This window comes from Robinsoniella sp. KNHs210 (assembly GCF_000686105.1).
GTDB classification, from domain to species: domain Bacteria; phylum Bacillota; class Clostridia; order Lachnospirales; family Lachnospiraceae; genus Robinsoniella; species Robinsoniella peoriensis.
Map to the genome: position 1 here is coordinate 5769278 of NZ_JMLZ01000002.1, position 16345 is coordinate 5785622.

The following is a 16345-nucleotide window of genomic DNA, read 5'->3' on the forward strand; positions in this document are numbered from 1 at the left end:
AAATAAGACATGGCAAAGGAAATTAAATACGGCATTGATGCAAGAACAGCATTAGAAGCTGGTGTAGACAAATTAGCAAATACAGTAAGAGTAACATTAGGACCGAAAGGAAGAAACGTTGTACTTGACAAACAATTCGGTACTCCGCTTATCACAAACGATGGTGTTACAATTGCAAAAGAAATCGAATTAGAAGATGCATTTGAAAACATGGGCGCACAGCTGGTTAAGGAAGTTGCTACAAAGACAAATGATGTGGCTGGTGATGGTACTACGACAGCAACAGTATTGGCACAGGCAATGATTCATGAAGGAATGAAGAACCTGGCAGCAGGAGCAAACCCAATTGAACTCAGAAAAGGTATGAAAAAAGCAACCCAGACTGCAGTAGATTCTATCGCAGCTATGAGCCGTAAAGTAAACGGAAAAGGCCAGATCGCTAAAGTTGCAGCTATCTCCGCTGGTGATGATGAAGTTGGAAACATGGTAGCAGATGCTATGGAAAAAGTTTCAAACGACGGAGTTATCACAATCGAAGAATCAAAAACGATGATGACAGAATTAGACCTTGTAGAAGGTATGCAGTTTGACAGAGGATATATCTCTGCATACATGGCAACTGATATGGAAAAAATGGAAGCGAATCTGGATGATCCATATATTTTAATCACAGATAAGAAGATCTCCAACATCCAGGAAATCCTTCCATTATTAGAGCAGATCGTACAGTCCGGCAAAAAACTTTTAATCATCGCAGAAGACATCGAAGGCGAAGCACTTACAACCTTAATTGTTAATAAATTAAGAGGAACATTCCAGGTAGTAGGTGTAAAAGCTCCGGGTTATGGCGACAGAAGAAAAGCAATGTTAGAAGATATCGCTATTTTAACCGGCGGACAGGTAATTTCTGATGAACTGGGCTTAGATTTAAAAGAAACTACAATGGAACAGCTTGGACGTGCGAAATCCGTAAAAGTTCAGAAAGAAAATACAATCATTGTTGACGGATACGGAGATAAAGAGACAATCGACAACAGAGTGTCCCAGATCAAAGCAATGATCGAAGAGACAACATCTGATTTTGACAGAGAAAAATTACAGGAAAGACTTGCAAAACTGGCAGGCGGAGTTGCAGTTATCCGTGTAGGAGCAGCTACCGAAACAGAAATGAAAGAAGCAAAACTGCGTATGGAAGATGCATTAAATGCAACCAGAGCTGCAGTTGAAGAAGGAATCATCGCAGGCGGCGGATCTGCTTATATCCATGCAGCAAAAGAAGTAGAAACATTAGTAGGAACTCTGGAAGGCGATGTTAAAACCGGTGCAAAAGTAATCTTAAAAGCTCTGGAATCCCCTCTGTTCCACATTGTTGCAAATGCAGGATTAGAAGGATCTGTAGTTATCAACAAGATTAAAGAATCCGAAGTTGGTATTGGATTTGATGCAGCAAAAGAAGCATATGTAGACATGGTAGAAGCTGGAATCCTTGATCCTGTAAAGGTTACAAGAAGCGCTCTGCAGAATGCAACCAGTGTTGCTAGTACTTTCCTTACAACAGAATCCTGTGTTGCAAATATTAAAGAAGATGCTCCAGCTATGCCGGCAGGAAATCCTGGAATGGGCATGATGTAATATCTGGTAACTTCAGTTTAATATTTTTTAGAGAAATTTTACAAAAAGTGAGGACGAACGAGATAGACGTTCGTCCTTATTTATGTTAAACTAGTTGGTAAACAAACGAAAAAGGAGCAAAATCAGAAGATGTCATTTAAGGAGAAGGCAACAGAGGAAAAAGCAAAGTTAAAAGACATGACATTTAAAGGGAAATTACAGTATTTCTGGGATTATTACAAGTTTGTGCTGGTTATTCTTGCAATAATTGTTGTTATTGTCTGGCTTGGTGTAGATATCTATAAGGGGAAACAGATCAAAACCGGTCTGTATGTCATGGCACTGAATACGAACATGGTGGATACGGAAGGTTCACCGCTTACGGATGGTTTTGTAAAGGCAGCGGGCTTTGAGGAAACAGGAGAGCAGGTTACCTTTGATGCATCTGCAATGATTAATCTGGACCAGCAGGATCAGATGACGGTCAGCAGTATTACAAAAGTCATGGCGGTTATGTCGACGGGAGATCTGGATCTTATGATTGTACCGGAAGATTTATTTGAGTATTATGCAGGTGCCGGGGCATTCCAGGACTGGAAAGGAATTCTTTCGGAGGCTGATTATGAAAAATATAAGGATTACCTTATGACTGGCAAAGATAATGATACAGGGACGGAATATACGTGTGGACTCCGTATTGAAGACAGCAAATTGATCAAGGATTCACAGATGGCAAGTTACAGTCCGGTCATTCTCTGTCCGGTAGCAAGTTCTGAACGAACTGAAACTTCTGCAAAATATGTAAATTATCTTTTTGGATCAAATTAAGGAAAAAGAGAAGAAATACTTTATTATTTCAGCGAATGGCTTTATAATAAAAGAATACAAGTATTGCTAATTTAGGAGGAAGAACATGAGTGATTTGTACACAGAGTTAATTGTTAAGAGGAAAACACCGGTATCAGACCAGGTAAAGAAAGTGCTTTTGATTGTTGCTACCGTTTTGATCGCATTTGTAGGGCTGTTTGTTACTCCCTTCGGATTAATCGCTTTGATTGCCATAGGTGTTGCGGATTATTTCCTGATTCCAAGATTTGACCTGGAATTTGAGTACCTGTATGTAAATGGAGAACTGGATGTGGACAGGATTATGTCGAAGACAAAAAGAAAGAGAGCCCGCAGCCTGGATCTGGAAAAGATGGTACTTATGGCACCCGTAAATTCTCATGAACTGGATTATTACAATCAGAATAATAGTATTAAATTAGTTGATTTTTCTTCAGGTGAACCGGATCATAAGATTTTCGCATTAATTATGCAGTCTGATAAAGGATTGGAAAAGATTCTTTTTGAGCCAAATGACGTGATGTTAAATGATATCCGGAGAATTGCACCAAGTAAAGTAAAACTGATGTAGAGTATGAATTGCTCTGTATGGGCAGACAAAAGTAGCGCCGCACTGTTTAAGTGAAAGCGCTATTTTTTCTGTGCCAGAGCGTGGTTGAAAATTCATTCCTGCCATCTGCACGCCCCACTTTGCGGCATATTTGCCCCGAATTCAGGTTACGTAGCCCGCTACGCGCCCTTCATCCGGGACAAATCTCCCACAAACTGTGACGCACAGCTGCCAGAAAGCAATTTTAAAACACGCTCTAGAGCGTGGTTGAGAATTAATTCCCACTCTTGTGTTAAGGAAAATTTAAGATATTGTTGTAAAAATTTTCACAATATCAAGGTATACTGGAAGAGTTAAAATAAAGTACGAAAACTTTATGCAGAACGGAAATGCAACCTGGAAAAGGTGTGAAGGACTATCACACTATTATATGGCAGTATCGCAGGCAGGCTTGCGATATACATGCGGTCAAGTGAGAATACGAATGAGAAGCAATCATAGAAGCAGATATACCAGAAAAATTGAAAGAAGCAAAAGAAGATCGTCCCAAAGGAGATCAAGAGGGGGACAGGCAACACAGAAGCAGCAGCGCGAAGAGATGGTGAGAAGAACAATCGTGATAGGAGCCGGAATATTTATTATTGTTCTTGCTGTTGCAGGTTATAAACTGGTATTCCATAAGACTCAGCCGGTCAGTGTTTCGGAAACAACTGCAGAAAACCAGCAGGCTAAGGATACGGAAGATGGGAATCCTATACCGGAGCCGGATATTGATGTTCAGCTGTTAGATATAAATCCATATTCAAGACCGGGGATACCTACTGATAAGATTACTGCTATTGTGGTACATTATCTTGCAAATCCTATGACCACGGCGCAGGAAAACAGGGATTATTTTGATAGTCTCAAGGATCTTCAGAATGATTATCTGAGCAGTAATTTTGTTATCGGACTGGATGGGGAAATTATTCAGTGTGTACCGACTTCCGAGATGGCATATGCTTCCAATGACAGAAATAACGATACCGTTTCTATTGAGTGCTGTCACCCGGATGAAAGCGGTAAATATAATGATGCAACCTATGAATCTCTTGTTAAGCTGGTGGCTTTTCTGTGCGGGAAGTTCGACCTGGGGACGGATCAGATAATCAGGCATTACGATGTTACGGGAAAAATCTGCCCCAAGTATTTTGTGGAAAATGAAGATAAGTGGGAAGCTTTTAAGACAGATGTAGGAAATTATATGGAGGAGTATACGAAATGAGCACCTATAAGCATAATTTAACAATATCACAGCGGCAGCGTCTTGTGGATATTACAGGAAGCATAAAAGAGGATGTAAAAAAAAGCGGGGTCACGGATGGAATTGTTGTCATTTATTGTCCCCATACAACGGCTGGCATTACCATTAATGAGAACTGTGATCCGGATGTCTGCACAGATTTTATTTACGGTTATGAAAAGGTATTTCCTACGCAGGATAAAGAATACCGCCATTTTGAAGGAAATTCCCATGCCCATATGAAATCGGCAGCAGTAGGAGCATCTTCTACGCTGATACTGGAAAATGGCAAGCTGATACTGGGTACCTGGCAGGCAGTTTATTTTTGTGAATTTGACGGTCCCCGTAACAGGTCTTATTATGTAAAAGTGATGGAGGGGTAATCTGTGAATGCAGAATCCATATTAAAGTTTCTGAAACTTGCAGAACAGTTAAAATGTAATACCAGACATTGTGAGACTTCGTCGGGAAGAAAAGAAAGTGTAGCAGAGCACTGTTTTAGTCTGGTAATGTTTGCCTGGCTGCTGCAGGATGATTTTCCTGATCTGGATATGGAAAAGGTGATGCATATGTGCCTGGTTCATGATATGGGAGAGGCTGTGACAGGCGATATCCCCTGTTTTGAAAAGACAGAAGAAGCAAAAGCAGTTGAAGGATCAGAAATAAGAAATATTGCTGAAATGCTGGACGATGGCAGGAAGCAGGAGTTTTTAGATCTCCACCGGGAGATGGAGGAAAACAAGTCAAAAGAGGCCAGATTATTTCATGTATTAGATAAAATGGAAGCGGTTATTCAGCATAACGAAGCAGATATATCAACCTGGCTTCCACTGGAGTATGAGCTGCAGATGAATTATGGGGTAAATGAAGCCAGAGAGTTTACGGTTACCGGTAAATTAAGAGATCTTGTACTGGAACAGAGCCGTAAAAAAATCATGGAAAAGAATAATGAGAGAGAGCGGGCTTAGAAGCCTGTAAGGAGCTTTATGATAAAAGAGTTATATAAAAGTATTTGTGATGGTACCGAGGTAAGAAAAAATTTGATTTCTCTTCGGCAGGAAATGAAAGAACCTTTTGCTAAACGTGCACTGGCATATGAACTGGCAGGAGAATTTGAAGTGTTTGTTACACTTTTAAAGAATGAAGATGCGAAAGTAAGAAAAAATGCAGCTCTTATAATAGGGGATCTGGAATGCCAGGATTTATTGCCGGTTTTGATAAAGGCATATAAAAAGGAAGAAAAACTCTTTATAAAAGCAGATTTGTTAAAAGCAATTTCACAGTATGAATATCAGGAATACCTCCCTATGTTAAAAGAAAGGCTTTCAGAACTCACAAATGATCCGGTAGAGGAATCTAATGTGAAGCATGTGAGGGAAGAAGCTGCGCTGCTGCAAAATATGATTCTGAAATATGAAAAGCCGCAAAAGCATAAGTTTACAGGAGTGGATAAAGCGTTGGAAGTGATTTTACTTACAAACCGAAACCACAGGGAAGTAACGAAAAACCAGATTAAAGGCGGAGAGATTAAGATGCTTGCAGGAGGCCTGCGGGTAGCTACTGAATGCCTTACGGATATTCTGCCAATCCGTACTTATCAGGAAATGCTGTTTCCTGTCAAAGGAGCCCCGGTACTGAAAGGAACGCCAGAGGAAATGGCATATCAGCTGAAACGTTCAGGCCTGCTGCCTTTTTTGGAGGAAATGCATAGTGAAGAGGGATCGTTTTATTTTCGCGTTGAGTTAAAAAGCCGTATGACGTTGGATAAGAAGGGAACGTTTATACGTAAATTTTCAGCATCTCTTGAAAAGCAGCTGGATAGAAAAATGATTAATTCTTCATCTGAATATGAAATAGAACTGCGTCTGATTGAGAATAAAGCAGGGGATTTTATTCCACTGTTAAAGTTATATACCTTAGAGGATAAACGGTTTGCTTATCGGAAGCAGGCGCTGCCCACCTCTATATCTCCCTGCAATGCGGCGCTTATCATGGAACTTTCTAAAGAATATTTAAAAGATGGGGCACAGGTATTAGATCCGTTTTGCGGTGTAGGAACCATGCTGATAGAACGCAGTAAAATATCTAAGGCAGATCCGATTTATGGTCTTGATATTTTGGAAGAAGCGGTAGTAAAAGCAGAGGAAAATACGAAATATGCAGGCATGATAGCTCATTACATTAACCGGGATTATTTTGATTTCCGCCATGAATATCTGTTCGATGAGATTGTGACTAATATGCCGGGTGTATCTAAGACAAAAGACCGGGTATTTGTGCAGAAACTTTACGAGAAATTCTGGTCGAAATCCACAGAGGTGTTAAAAGAGGACGGATGCATTGTAATGTATTCCGACGAGAGAGAGGTACTCCTGGGTACACTGCGAAGACAAAATTATTTTAAACTGGTAAAAGAAACAGTAATTAATGATCGGGAAGGCAGCAGCGTTTTTATTGTGAAATGCAGATAGCGGATGACTATTGATGACTGATGAATTGTCTGATAGGGATTATCCTTATAAGATTAGAACCGGAGCTGCTATAGAGCATCTCTGGTTTTTTGTTGTGTGATTTTTTTAAAGAATTGGACTGACCGGGATGTACCCCCTTGACAGCAATTTTTCAGGATCGTATACTTAACCATAATAATGGAAGCAAAGAATGGAGGTATTTATATGGCAGAAGGAAACCAGATTATAACCAGGGAACAACAGAAGATTGAAAATACATGGGCAATAGAAGATCTCTACAAAACAGATGAGGCATGGGGAGAAGACAGCAGGCAGCTGGAGAAAATGATTGAGGATTTTACAGCCTTTCGGGGACATTTAAAAGACAGTGGAAGCCGCCTTCTGGAAATGCTGGATGCCTACAGTGAGATGAATCAGCTTGGGGAAAAAATCTATGTCTATGCAAACCAGAAATTACATGAGAATACCGGTAATGGAAAGTATCAGCAGATGTCCGGAGAATCGCAGGTAATAATGACCATGCTTAACAGTGCTACGGCTTTTGTGGTGCCGGAAATTCTTGGGATACCGGAAGAATTACTGGAGAAATTCAAAGAAGAGACAAGTGATCTTAGCAGATACGAGAAATTTTTGACAGATATCATCAGGCAGAAAAACCATGTTTTATCTGAGCAAGAGGAAGAGTTACTGGCGGGTGTTTCTGAGGTTGCCCAGGGACCGGGCAATATTTTCAGTATGTTTAACAACGCAGATATTAAATTTGGAGATATAACAGATGAAAATGGAGATATCACCAGATTGACACAGGGGCGCTATATATCCTTTTTAGAAAGCAAGGACAGGAATGTCCGCAAAGAAGCTTTTGATACCATTTACGCCTCTTATAAGAGCTTTCAGAATACACTGGCGGCTACTTTCGATGCCAATGCGAGACAGGCAGCTTTTTTTGCCAAAACAAGAAAGTATGATTCCGCACTTGCAGCAGCCCTTGATGACAGTAATATACCGATTCATGTCTATGATAATCTGATTGAAGCAGTTCATAAGAATATAAATCTGATGTACCGTTATGTAGAATTACGAAAAAAACTTTTAAATCTGGATGAACTTCACATGTATGATCTTCATGTTTCCATGGTGTCCGGAGTAGATATGAAGATTGCTTACGATCAGGCAAAGAAAATCGTACTGGAAGGGCTGGAACCCCTGGGGGATGAGTATCTGGATTTATTGAAAAAGGGATTTGACAGCCGCTGGATTGATGTATATGAAAATGAAGGAAAGAGGACAGGTGCTTACTCCTGGGGCGCTTATGGAACTCATCCCTATGTATTGCTGAATCATCAGAATAATCTGAATAGTGTATTTACTCTGGCACATGAGATGGGGCATGCTCTGCATTCTTATTATTCGGATGAAAACCAACCGTATATTTATGCCGGGTATAAGATTTTTGTGGCTGAAGTGGCATCTACATGCAATGAAGCACTTCTGATTCATCATTTAATTGAAAAGACAGAGGATAGACAGGAAAAGGCATATCTGATTAATTACTTCCTGGATCAGTTCAAGAGCACCCTATACCGCCAGACAATGTTTGCAGAATTTGAAATAGCAACTCATAAAGTAGTGGGAGAAGGCGGTACACTGAATGCAGAAATATTGTGCAAATTATATTATAATCTGAATAAAACTTATTATGGAGATGGCATGGTGATTGATGAGGATATTTCCTATGAATGGGCAAGAATTCCTCATTTTTATACACCATTTTATGTATATCAATATGCAACGGGATTCTCGGCTGCAATTGCCATCAGCAGTAAAATATTAAATGGAGAGAAAGATGCAGTAGAAAACTATAAGAAGTTTTTAAGCAGCGGAAGTTCCATGGATCCTATTGACTTGCTGAAATTGTGCGGAGTGGATATGACACGGCCGGAGCCGGTGGATGAGGCTTTGAAAGTTTTTGAAAGTTATTTGGATAAATTAGAACAATTGTACAGTTAATGCTTTGAAAAAAAAACAATTTTCCATCAAATTTGCAGTAGATATTCTGATAAAAACATGTTACAATATTGTTACAAAATGTTTAAATGGGTGAGAAGAATGAATCTGTACGAAGCGATTTATGTCAGAAAATCGATACGGAATTTTAAAAAGGAAGCTATAGATGATAAAATCTTATGCGGGATCCTGGAATTTGTAGAGGAAATAGAACCGATATTTCCTGGAATTGGTGTGAAAGTTGAAATTATTGATAATGTTACAAAAAGAGGCCGTGTTGGTGGACTTGTAAATGTAAGCGCGCCTTATTATATCGCTCTGTACGCTGAGAAGAAAGAAAAAAGAGATCTGCATGCAGGCTATATTATGGAGCATATATCATTGTATTTAAATACAAAGGGCATTGGATGCTGCTTTTTGGGCATGGCAAAAAGAAAAGATAAAAAGATGGAAGAAGAAGGGTATGAATTTGTCACTGCGATGGCATTCGGATTCCCTAAGGGTTCCCTGTTTCGCCATGATTATGAAGCGAAGCGTCTGAGTATGGATGAACTATGCGCATATAAAGAAAGGCCCAAAACCTGGGTGAAAGAGATTCTGGATACTGCAAGGCTGGCACCATCCAGCTATAACAGCCAGCCCTGGAGATTCGTTGTATATGAAAACAGAATTCATGTTTTCTGTAAAAAAGCAGTGATGGCGAATGGGACCTTTGGTAAATTTGCAGAATTAAATCTGGGAATCATGTTCGCCAATGTTATGATTGCAGCAGAAGAGATCTGGGTGGATTTAGACTTAATCCGCCTGAATAATATCACTCATAAATCACTTCCGAATAATCAATATGTCCTGAGTATTCTGTTGAAACAGTAATTTGTAAATGCTGGGGAAGTGTGAAATATAGTGAATATTAAAATAATGAAAACTGAATTATAAATTAATATAATATCTTAAATTAAGCTATAATGATAACAGTAAATATTAAATATCTAATGGAGGATGGTATCATTTGCCTGGAAAGTCCCTGGGTTTTCTAGTTTTTTGAATAACAGGGAAATGTTGTTCAGCTTTTGAATACCGTTCTTCATTCTATTTTTTAACAAAATAGAATATACAATTTGAAAAATATAAAAAATTTCAAAATAACTGTTGACAAATCCAGGAAGATATAGTATTATAATTCTTGTCTCAAGGAGATAAAAAAGAAGAAGAAGTAAGTTATGCGCGAGTGGCTCAGTTGGTGGAGCGCGACCTTGCCAAGGTCGAGGCCGCGGGTTCGAGTCCCGTCTCGCGCTTTTGTTTTGCCCGTAAATACGGGCTTTTTTGATGTTTAAGATCATCCACACCAGGGTGATTTTTTTATTTGACTACTGTTTGACTACTACATGGATTTTTTTAATAAAAGATCTTCTAAGGTATCCGATGCAACAGAGTTTGATTCTTTTAGAGCATGTGTGTAAATATCCATTGTGGTACTTTTGCGCTTATGTCCTAACAGTGCGGATACTGTGCTTATGTCGGTTTTCTTACTAATCAGCAGTGTAGCGGTGGTGTGCCGCAGACAGTGCAGGTTTATGTCCGGAAGCTTATGTTCATCATCCACAGTCAGATTGTACTTTCTCACAACGCTTTTAAATGCGTGTGTAGGAGTACTGGGGTTCATCTGCCTGCCGTCCCACCTTGTAAATACAAAATTCCCGTCTCGGTTCCAAATTTCCCCCATCTTAATAATTAGCATATTTTGTTGTGCTCTCCATTTCTTTAAGGATTCCATAACCGGAAGTGGTAATACCACATCCCTTTCCGAGTCTTTCGTTTTTGGCTTTTTTGTAATCATCTTCCCTTTTACCATGGCGGAAGAGGTTGGAACGTGAATAGTGTTTTTAGAAAAATCTATATCATCCCAGGTAAGGGCTATTAATTCCCCGCGCCGGAAGCCGCCGAACAATGCCATTTGAAAGAATACTTTTAATGACATGGACATTTGATGGCTCTGCATATAGTCCTTAACGTTGTATTTTCGCCCTGTATCATCGATTCTACCGTGTGCCTTATAAACACTCGTATAGGACATTTCAAGCGCCTGTAAGAAGCGTTCAGCCTGTTCCGCATTGAAGTGTTTAACTTTGTTGTCCACTACTTTATCTTGCGCCGGCTGCGACACGGTAACTTTGCGGCAGGGATTGGAGTCTATAACACCCCATCTTACGGCAGTACTTAATACAGAACTTATTACAGTGTTTATTTTTTGTACACTTCCCAGGCTCAAGCCGCCGGGTTTTCCGTCGGATCTACTACCGTCTTTAAACAGCTTATTATAAAAGGTCTGTAATGTCATAGGTGTAATCTTTGCCATTTTAAGATGACCGATAGCAGGGAGGATATGACGTTTTAAACGATCCTCATAAACTTCCTGTGTAGTCAGCTCTAATTTTTGTTTTGCATAGTCTTCCCACCACTTTTCGGAAAAGTCTTTAAATGTAATTTTTTCACCGTCATAATATTTGCCGGATTTTACTTTTTGCTCAAACTCCATCACAAATACGTCCAGTGCCTTTTCTTGCTTTTTAGGAGTCAGCGACATGTCCATCCTGTAAGTAGTAGTTTCAATAATTTTTTTCCCGGCACAGTCATAGCCATTGCTGACGGTGATCTGATATGTGTTACCTCTTTTTCTTACGCTTGCCATTAAATATCATCCTTTCTCTTAAAAAAGGGTATAAAAAATACACCCTATGAAATTTTAAGGATGTATGTTATAATCTAAGTGACTAATTTAAATTAATCTACATCCATTTTGGTTGATAGGTTATCTAAAACTGTTCGGTACTCCAATACCGGGCAGTTTTTGTTTTCTGTAGTCATTTGTAATCGTAAATTTAAGTAAAAATCACTCTCAAACCCGCATGGTTACTACATTCTTTAGCACTTTAACGTCACACAGTTATTAATATATATATAAATTTCTTATTATATAATAATATAAAAAATTTTTTATAGTTAAAAACATAAAAGATGTTGAGAAAACCTGTAGTACTCGTGGTAACCCTCATAAACACTGGAAAGTAAGCGTAGTAAACCCGTGGTAATTGCGTGGTAAAGTGTAGTAAATTAGTTAAAGATTAAGTAATTGCTTCTTTTTTGCTTCAAATTCTTCCAATGTAATAGCGCCAATATCTAAAAGATTTTTGAATTTTAATATTTCATCTGCTACCGACGAAGTGTTTTGCACCGGATCAGTAACATTTTCAGATTGCCTTACTATTAAATCTAATAGTGATATGATTCGTTCAGATGAACTTTTCATCAGACCATAGGTCATACTGGATTTTTTTGTTTCACTGGACAAAAGTTCTATAGTCATGTTCGAAATCCATTTGTTGTTTAATGAGATACGAATATGCATATCAGTGACAACCGGCTTAGTTTCTTTTTTCCCGTTGTTCCACCTACTATAGCCCCAACAGCGCCAAACAATGCGCCCCAACAACAGCGGAGCCGATCCCGCCCTTTGTAATGGTTTCTCCGTCTTCTACATATTCATAATCAATTAATTCATTAAAATGAAATACCTTATTACTGTTCACAGCGTTTTTTTTGCCGATTTTGAAAAGTTTATTTTAGTATCTATAAAAATATAAGGATCTTCTTTATTAGTGATCGTAAAAGTATTAAGAAGAATTTCATTGTCTTTGAGACTTTCTCTATATTGATGAAAATCATCAAATGAGTTAATGTTAATCCCAAAAGTTCCGCCAATACTTTTAGTACAGTCACGACATATTTTGCCGTCATTCACGTTTATGCTAAGTAAGCCTGTTTTACCGCCACATATGCCGCATGCTTCTTTTTTACCTAATAATCCCATAATATTATCTCCCATAATCTTTCATTCTTAATTCTATTAATTTCATCCCATAGCCCGTGATTCTTGATATTTGATCGACAGTGAATTCTTTATAATCTGACAGTTCGTCATCTGATATTAATAAATTTACGGCAAAACGATTTGCTTCTACTTCATTTTTGTTGGTGAGCATTAGTGTATGATGTTCTAAGAAGTAGCAGTTCTCTTTTGAGTGCATAATTGCGTGCCCCAGTTCATGCGCCATAACCAACCGCATAAAATACATATCTTCTAATTCAGAATTTATAAAGATACATTTATGCTTTTTTGATATTTGTAATATCCGCTGATTTCACCTAAAGGAACTTTGAAAACCTCAATACCTAATGACCTGGCAATCTCAAAAGGGTTATTAGTCCCGTATTTTCTTATAAAGAAGGCTGTTAGACATTTTATGTCTTTTTTCAATTTATCCCCACCTACTTTTTTATCTTTTGTTTTTGTACGGATCGTATATTTCCTTATTTTTTACTTTTAGATGCCGAAGGCTCATTTCTATGGCGTCTTGTAACAAATCTAATGAGTCAGGATCTATTTCAGCACCATTATATCTCAATGGTCCATCTTCACCGGATCTTATTTTACCCATTATATTACTTAAATCTTTCGCAATGTCCTTCTCATCCTTAGCCGTTAATTCACGCCGAGTAAGTAGTCAACCGATACGTCAAAATAATCAGCCACCTTAGAAAGCTTATCCGTATTAGGTGATGAGTTTTCCATCGGCTAATAGTTCCGTTCCCTAACCCCAGTTCACTTTCTAAATTGGGGAGACTCATATCACGCTGATTTGCTAGTGTTCTAATCCTATCTACTAGAGTCATTTCAGTACCCCTTTCAAAAAAAATAAAATACATGAAAAAAATCATGCAAAAGGTATTGACAACTAGAAAAAAATCATGTAATATGTGTTTATACCAAAGAACACATGAAAAAAATCTACTAAAGCAACAAGTGTGCGAAACTTGCTGCTATGGTACATGATAATTTGCTGTTACCTTTATGCATATATAATAGATTATTTTCTAGTGTTTGTCAATACTATATTATAAATTTTCTAGTGAAAAGAGGTGAAAAATGTGCTTTTTAAAAGAATTGTAGAGTTATGTAATAGCGAACGTATCACAATTGCCGAATTAGAACGTAATCTTCACTTTGGAAATGGAACGATCCGAAATTGGGAATCAAAAAATCCATCACTTGAAAAAGTGAAAGAGGTGGCGGAATACTTCGGTGTAAGTATTGATTTCCTGGTATCGGAGTTAAAGATTCCGTCGAAGGAGAGTAGGAATTTGGCTTACAAGTTAGATGAATACTCAGATAAACAAAAATCTTTGATCAAATGCTATATGTCATTGATCGAACATGACGAAGTGGAGGTGTAGGGATGAATGAGCGCGATAAAGAATTAGAAAAGAAGATAAAAAAGTTTGACAGGGCGGTACTACATTACTTATTTACTATAGTTTTCAGTATGCTGACCGCCATTTTAACCACACTGGCATTAACCGGGAAACTGTAAAGAGATCCAAAAAGTGATTAATGAAGTGAAAAAGGCTACTACAACCGGAACGAAGAAGGATTTGAATAAAAAAGATTTCATTTTATCCCAGGTGTACTGATAAGGATGTATTCCTAAATGTGTCAAGGTGAAAATACCATGATTCCCAAATTCAAGGTATTCGGTACGGCATAATTCTTTAAGGATAGTAATCATTTCAACTTTTAAATCAGAACAATCACAGACCCTGGATAAATCATTGTGCACACGAATTAAACCATTCTGGTAATGTAATTTAATCGGTTCATTATTTGATAATTTTCTTATACGTTTTAATATTTTCTTACACTGGAATGTCAAAATAAACACCGCCCTTACACTTTAATAATTCAATTATATCATAGAAAAAAGGAGGAATCAAAGATATGAACGAAATTAAGATTTTTGAAAATGCTGAGTTCGGGCAGATACGAACAGTTGAGATTGACGGCGAGCCATGGTTAGTCGGTAAAGATGTAGCAGAAGCACTGGGGTATTCAAATCCACAAAAGGCAGTTAGGGATCATGTTGACACCGAAGATAGAGGGGTGAACGAAATGGTCACCCTGGAGGAAAGCAAAATTTAACAATAATTAACGAGTCCGGAATGTATGCTTTGATATTTGGTAGTAAGCTGCCGGAAGCGAAGAAGTTCAAACACTGGGTAACAAGTGAAGTTCTTCCTTCTATAAGAAAGACGGGCGGTTACACAATGGGGAATCAGGAAGAAGATAAAAACATTTATTTAGAAGCCGCCCGGATCATGGGGAACATTCCAAGCTCACGACGATATGTGGTTAACATTTTAAGACATATCGTACCGGACATTAATGACGGTGAATCATCCGAAAATAAAACATCGAGTAGCGGCTATACAAAACCGTGGGACGCTATAGGATTTTCAAGTTATTTGGATCGTATCCATATGTCTACATCGGAATTATCAGAACGTAGTGGTTTAGGTAGAAGCCAGATATCCGGCTATCGAAATGGATTTATCAGACCGGGAGAAGTTGCTCGGAAGAAAATAACGGATGCGCTGAACCTGCAAGAAGGTCATTTCAGCAGGGAATCAAGAAGGAGAAAATAATGGAAGAAAGTATTGTCGCATCTGAAAGAAGTTTATCCAAGGAAGATCTAAACTCACTAGTAGGGTACCTCATAACACGTATCGCAGAAGGTATGAGCGATGACGGAACAGATTATGTTGTAATGGATCTTTATAACATCGAAACAAAATTAACAATGGTTTTAGCGCTTGACGAAAATGGAGAAATTCATTTGTCAGAACCTAGGGGAAAGGTGGTAAATAATGCAAGAATTAATCAGACGCGGTGACATCTACTGGGTGGAAGCGTTATATTTGACAATTATCACATTTTTGTTACTGCCGGATGTGAGTTTAATAATATGCAGGCAGTATGTGCAATATTAGGGATTACTTACTGCATGGTTATGCTTTTGCGGATTATATAAAAAATCAAAATTGGAAAAGGAGATTAAAGTATGAAGAAAAAAAAAGATTATCAAAAGTTTGAAACGGATTCAGAATTCTGTAATGGTAAATCCTGTGATACGTGTCCTATAAACGATGATAGACTCACCTGTCCGGCTGTATGTTTAGGATCGTACACCAAACGACTGGAGAATAAACGATATTGCAGAAAGATTTTCGAAAAAGGAGAATAAAAATGGGTACGATAAGGAGCCAATTACTGCCGCCGAAGAAAGCCGCAGTATATACGAAACAATATGGCGTCTCGGAAACTGCTATTAGAAACATGCTTAAAAAGCAGGAGATACCGGATGTAATATATACAGGCACAAAAGCCCTAATAAACATGGGGAAGTTGTTTGACTGCCTGGGGATAGTGGAGGAAAAATAATGAAATTAGCATTTACTTTAGCAGAAAGACGCATTTTAGATCATTTGGGAACAATGTTTAACACGGCAAAGCTAAACGTTGAAATGGACGGAAGAGAAGCCGTTATAACAGACAGCAACGGGGATGTATTCCATGCGGTTTACAGTAAGGATATGGACGTCGTATATTTAAAAACCCCCATCTAAGCGGCAACTTAGAAAGGGGAACAACTAACAAAAGTATTGTAACATTTATGTTCCAATATT

The 16345-nt window shown here is 38.3% G+C and carries 25 protein-coding genes, 1 tRNA gene and 2 pseudogenes; 19 read left to right on the plus strand and 9 right to left on the minus strand.

Annotated features, from left to right (window positions below):
- Nucleotides 1-9: 9 nt before the first annotated feature.
- The 3 genes from groL (at nt 10) to CD03_RS0131515 (ending at nt 3028) form a co-directional block, all read left to right on the plus strand.
- On the plus strand, nt 10-1632 hold the full coding sequence (groL, locus tag CD03_RS0131505; protein WP_027297026.1) for a chaperonin GroEL: 1623 nt from the start codon (nt 10-12) through the stop codon (nt 1630-1632).
- A 129-nt stretch (nt 1633-1761) separates the two neighbouring features.
- Nucleotides 1762-2439: a hypothetical protein gene (locus CD03_RS0131510; RefSeq protein WP_027297027.1), complete on the plus strand. Its 678-nt coding sequence runs from the start codon at nt 1762-1764 to the stop codon at nt 2437-2439.
- Nucleotides 2440-2524: 85 nt separating this feature from the next.
- Nucleotides 2525-3028, plus strand: a complete 504-nt coding sequence (locus tag CD03_RS0131515) for a DUF6106 family protein (RefSeq protein ID WP_027297028.1) — start codon at nt 2525-2527, stop codon at nt 3026-3028.
- Here CD03_RS0131515 and CD03_RS39720 read toward each other — a convergent pair.
- Nucleotides 2981-3160 (minus strand): annotated as a pseudogene (locus CD03_RS39720) (DUF6783 domain-containing protein); the annotation flags it as partial. The gene CD03_RS0131515 and the pseudogene CD03_RS39720 sit on opposite strands and share 48 nt — an antisense overlap.
- Here CD03_RS39720 and CD03_RS40275 point away from each other — a divergent pair.
- Nucleotides 3113-3214: pseudogene (locus CD03_RS40275) on the plus strand (DUF6783 domain-containing protein); the annotation flags it as partial. The pseudogenes CD03_RS39720 and CD03_RS40275 sit on opposite strands and share 48 nt — an antisense overlap.
- Here CD03_RS40275 and CD03_RS40280 read toward each other — a convergent pair.
- On the minus strand, nt 3170-3292 hold the full coding sequence (locus CD03_RS40280) for a DUF6783 domain-containing protein (RefSeq protein WP_442969753.1): 123 nt from the start codon (nt 3290-3292) through the stop codon (nt 3170-3172). The pseudogene CD03_RS40275 and the gene CD03_RS40280 sit on opposite strands and share 45 nt — an antisense overlap.
- A 199-nt stretch (nt 3293-3491) precedes the next feature.
- Here CD03_RS40280 and CD03_RS0131520 point away from each other — a divergent pair, with 199 nt between their 5' ends.
- The 7 genes from CD03_RS0131520 to CD03_RS0131550 all read left to right on the plus strand — a co-directional run bounded on the left by CD03_RS0131520 (nt 3492) and on the right by CD03_RS0131550 (nt 10062).
- Entirely contained in the window at nt 3492-4271 is a 780-nt protein-coding gene (locus CD03_RS0131520) for a peptidoglycan recognition protein family protein (RefSeq protein ID WP_027297029.1), read from the plus strand.
- Nucleotides 4268-4672 (plus strand): secondary thiamine-phosphate synthase enzyme YjbQ, encoded by a 405-nt coding sequence (locus CD03_RS0131525; RefSeq protein WP_027297030.1) that lies wholly within the window; start codon nt 4268-4270, stop codon nt 4670-4672. The genes CD03_RS0131520 and CD03_RS0131525 overlap by 4 nt, the downstream gene beginning before the upstream one ends.
- Before the next feature lie 3 nt (nt 4673-4675).
- Nucleotides 4676-5257: an HD domain-containing protein gene (locus CD03_RS0131530; protein ID WP_027297031.1), complete on the plus strand. Its 582-nt coding sequence runs from the start codon at nt 4676-4678 to the stop codon at nt 5255-5257.
- Nucleotides 5258-5275: 18 nt separating this feature from the next.
- On the plus strand, nt 5276-6760 hold the full coding sequence (locus CD03_RS0131535; protein WP_027297032.1) for a HEAT repeat domain-containing protein: 1485 nt from the start codon (nt 5276-5278) through the stop codon (nt 6758-6760).
- 204 nt (nt 6761-6964) lie between these two features.
- A complete protein-coding gene (gene pepF / locus CD03_RS0131540) occupies nt 6965-8770 on the plus strand; it encodes an oligoendopeptidase F (RefSeq protein WP_027297033.1) in 1806 nt (601 codons plus the stop codon).
- 99 nt (nt 8771-8869) lie between these two features.
- A complete protein-coding gene (locus CD03_RS0131545) occupies nt 8870-9640 on the plus strand; it encodes a nitroreductase family protein (protein ID WP_044289798.1) in 771 nt (256 codons plus the stop codon).
- 349 nt (nt 9641-9989) lie between these two features.
- A tRNA-Gly gene (locus CD03_RS0131550) sits at nt 9990-10062 on the plus strand.
- A gap of 86 nt (nt 10063-10148) precedes the next feature.
- Here CD03_RS0131550 and CD03_RS0131555 read toward each other — a convergent pair.
- From CD03_RS0131555 to CD03_RS38165, 7 genes are all read right to left on the minus strand, one after another.
- The gene (locus CD03_RS0131555) at nt 10149-11456 is read right to left on the minus strand and encodes a tyrosine-type recombinase/integrase (protein WP_027294899.1); all 1308 of its coding nucleotides are present in this window, start codon (nt 11454-11456) and stop codon (nt 10149-10151) included.
- Nucleotides 11457-11882: 426 nt separating this feature from the next.
- A complete protein-coding gene (locus tag CD03_RS38380) occupies nt 11883-12173 on the minus strand; it encodes an SHOCT domain-containing protein (protein WP_197041716.1) in 291 nt (96 codons plus the stop codon).
- A gap of 46 nt (nt 12174-12219) precedes the next feature.
- The gene (locus tag CD03_RS39115; RefSeq protein WP_255348125.1) at nt 12220-12354 is read right to left on the minus strand and encodes a hypothetical protein; all 135 of its coding nucleotides are present in this window, start codon (nt 12352-12354) and stop codon (nt 12220-12222) included.
- Nucleotides 12351-12635: a DUF4428 domain-containing protein gene (locus CD03_RS37570; RefSeq protein ID WP_044289801.1), complete on the minus strand. Its 285-nt coding sequence runs from the start codon at nt 12633-12635 to the stop codon at nt 12351-12353. Before CD03_RS37570 ends, CD03_RS39115 begins: the two co-directional genes overlap by 4 nt.
- Before the next feature lie 4 nt (nt 12636-12639).
- Nucleotides 12640-12891, minus strand: coding sequence for an ImmA/IrrE family metallo-endopeptidase (locus tag CD03_RS38685; protein ID WP_052378070.1), 252 nt, complete (start codon nt 12889-12891; stop codon nt 12640-12642).
- Between the two features lie 26 nt (nt 12892-12917).
- A complete protein-coding gene (locus CD03_RS38690) occupies nt 12918-13082 on the minus strand; it encodes a hypothetical protein (RefSeq protein WP_242849177.1) in 165 nt (54 codons plus the stop codon).
- Between the two features lie 19 nt (nt 13083-13101).
- Nucleotides 13102-13263 carry a hypothetical protein gene (locus CD03_RS38165; RefSeq protein ID WP_156043068.1) on the minus strand — a complete coding sequence of 54 codons (162 nt, stop codon included), beginning with the start codon at nt 13261-13263 and terminating at the stop codon, nt 13102-13104.
- A gap of 490 nt (nt 13264-13753) precedes the next feature.
- On the opposite strand from CD03_RS38165, the gene CD03_RS35535 reads away from it, so the two are divergent.
- The 8 genes from CD03_RS35535 (at nt 13754) to CD03_RS0131615 (ending at nt 16285) form a co-directional block, all read left to right on the plus strand.
- Entirely contained in the window at nt 13754-14059 is a 306-nt protein-coding gene (locus CD03_RS35535; RefSeq protein ID WP_044289487.1) for a helix-turn-helix domain-containing protein, read from the plus strand.
- A gap of 2 nt (nt 14060-14061) precedes the next feature.
- Complete coding sequence (locus tag CD03_RS39120) at nt 14062-14196, plus strand: hypothetical protein (protein WP_255348099.1); 135 nt, start codon at nt 14062-14064, stop codon at nt 14194-14196.
- A gap of 404 nt (nt 14197-14600) precedes the next feature.
- Nucleotides 14601-14801 carry a BRO-N domain-containing protein gene (locus CD03_RS39250; RefSeq protein ID WP_027297035.1) on the plus strand — a complete coding sequence of 67 codons (201 nt, stop codon included), beginning with the start codon at nt 14601-14603 and terminating at the stop codon, nt 14799-14801.
- 20 nt (nt 14802-14821) lie between these two features.
- A complete protein-coding gene (locus tag CD03_RS39255; protein WP_052378071.1) occupies nt 14822-15304 on the plus strand; it encodes a BRO family protein in 483 nt (160 codons plus the stop codon).
- Nucleotides 15304-15552 carry a hypothetical protein gene (locus CD03_RS0131600; RefSeq protein WP_027297036.1) on the plus strand — a complete coding sequence of 83 codons (249 nt, stop codon included), beginning with the start codon at nt 15304-15306 and terminating at the stop codon, nt 15550-15552. Before CD03_RS39255 ends, CD03_RS0131600 begins: the two co-directional genes overlap by 1 nt.
- Before the next feature lie 168 nt (nt 15553-15720).
- Nucleotides 15721-15903 (plus strand): hypothetical protein, encoded by a 183-nt coding sequence (locus CD03_RS0131605; protein ID WP_027297037.1) that lies wholly within the window; start codon nt 15721-15723, stop codon nt 15901-15903.
- A 2-nt stretch (nt 15904-15905) separates the two neighbouring features.
- Nucleotides 15906-16100, plus strand: a complete 195-nt coding sequence (locus tag CD03_RS0131610; protein ID WP_027294893.1) for a hypothetical protein — start codon at nt 15906-15908, stop codon at nt 16098-16100.
- A complete protein-coding gene (locus CD03_RS0131615; protein ID WP_027294892.1) occupies nt 16100-16285 on the plus strand; it encodes a hypothetical protein in 186 nt (61 codons plus the stop codon). The genes CD03_RS0131610 and CD03_RS0131615 overlap by 1 nt, the downstream gene beginning before the upstream one ends.
- Nucleotides 16286-16345 lie beyond the last annotated feature (60 nt).

Coding starts and splice junctions, on each gene's coding strand:
- CD03_RS0131515 (WP_027297028.1), top strand. CDS start 2,525: ATGAGTGATTTGTACACAGAGTTAATTGTTAAGAGGAAAACACCGGTA.
- CD03_RS0131555 (WP_027294899.1), bottom strand. CDS start 11,456: ATGGCAAGCGTAAGAAAAAGAGGTAACACATATCAGATCACCGTCAGC.
- groL (WP_027297026.1), top strand. CDS start 10: ATGGCAAAGGAAATTAAATACGGCATTGATGCAAGAACAGCATTAGAA.
- CD03_RS0131545 (WP_044289798.1), top strand. CDS start 8,870: ATGAATCTGTACGAAGCGATTTATGTCAGAAAATCGATACGGAATTTT.
- CD03_RS37570 (WP_044289801.1), bottom strand. CDS start 12,635: ATGGGATTATTAGGTAAAAAAGAAGCATGCGGCATATGTGGCGGTAAA.
- CD03_RS38685 (WP_052378070.1), bottom strand. CDS start 12,891: ATGCGGTTGGTTATGGCGCATGAACTGGGGCACGCAATTATGCACTCA.
- CD03_RS0131610 (WP_027294893.1), top strand. CDS start 15,906: ATGGGTACGATAAGGAGCCAATTACTGCCGCCGAAGAAAGCCGCAGTA.
- pepF (WP_027297033.1), top strand. CDS start 6,965: ATGGCAGAAGGAAACCAGATTATAACCAGGGAACAACAGAAGATTGAA.
- CD03_RS0131605 (WP_027297037.1), top strand. CDS start 15,721: ATGAAGAAAAAAAAAGATTATCAAAAGTTTGAAACGGATTCAGAATTC.
- CD03_RS0131600 (WP_027297036.1), top strand. CDS start 15,304: ATGGAAGAAAGTATTGTCGCATCTGAAAGAAGTTTATCCAAGGAAGAT.
- CD03_RS0131510 (WP_027297027.1), top strand. CDS start 1,762: ATGTCATTTAAGGAGAAGGCAACAGAGGAAAAAGCAAAGTTAAAAGAC.
- CD03_RS39255 (WP_052378071.1), top strand. CDS start 14,822: ATGTATGCTTTGATATTTGGTAGTAAGCTGCCGGAAGCGAAGAAGTTC.
- CD03_RS38380 (WP_197041716.1), bottom strand. CDS start 12,173: ATGCATATTCGTATCTCATTAAACAACAAATGGATTTCGAACATGACT.
- CD03_RS0131520 (WP_027297029.1), top strand. CDS start 3,492: ATGAGAAGCAATCATAGAAGCAGATATACCAGAAAAATTGAAAGAAGC.
- CD03_RS39250 (WP_027297035.1), top strand. CDS start 14,601: ATGAACGAAATTAAGATTTTTGAAAATGCTGAGTTCGGGCAGATACGA.
- CD03_RS0131615 (WP_027294892.1), top strand. CDS start 16,100: ATGAAATTAGCATTTACTTTAGCAGAAAGACGCATTTTAGATCATTTG.
- CD03_RS38165 (WP_156043068.1), bottom strand. CDS start 13,263: ATGGGTAAAATAAGATCCGGTGAAGATGGACCATTGAGATATAATGGT.
- CD03_RS39120 (WP_255348099.1), top strand. CDS start 14,062: ATGAATGAGCGCGATAAAGAATTAGAAAAGAAGATAAAAAAGTTTGAC.
- CD03_RS0131525 (WP_027297030.1), top strand. CDS start 4,268: ATGAGCACCTATAAGCATAATTTAACAATATCACAGCGGCAGCGTCTT.
- CD03_RS0131535 (WP_027297032.1), top strand. CDS start 5,276: ATGATAAAAGAGTTATATAAAAGTATTTGTGATGGTACCGAGGTAAGA.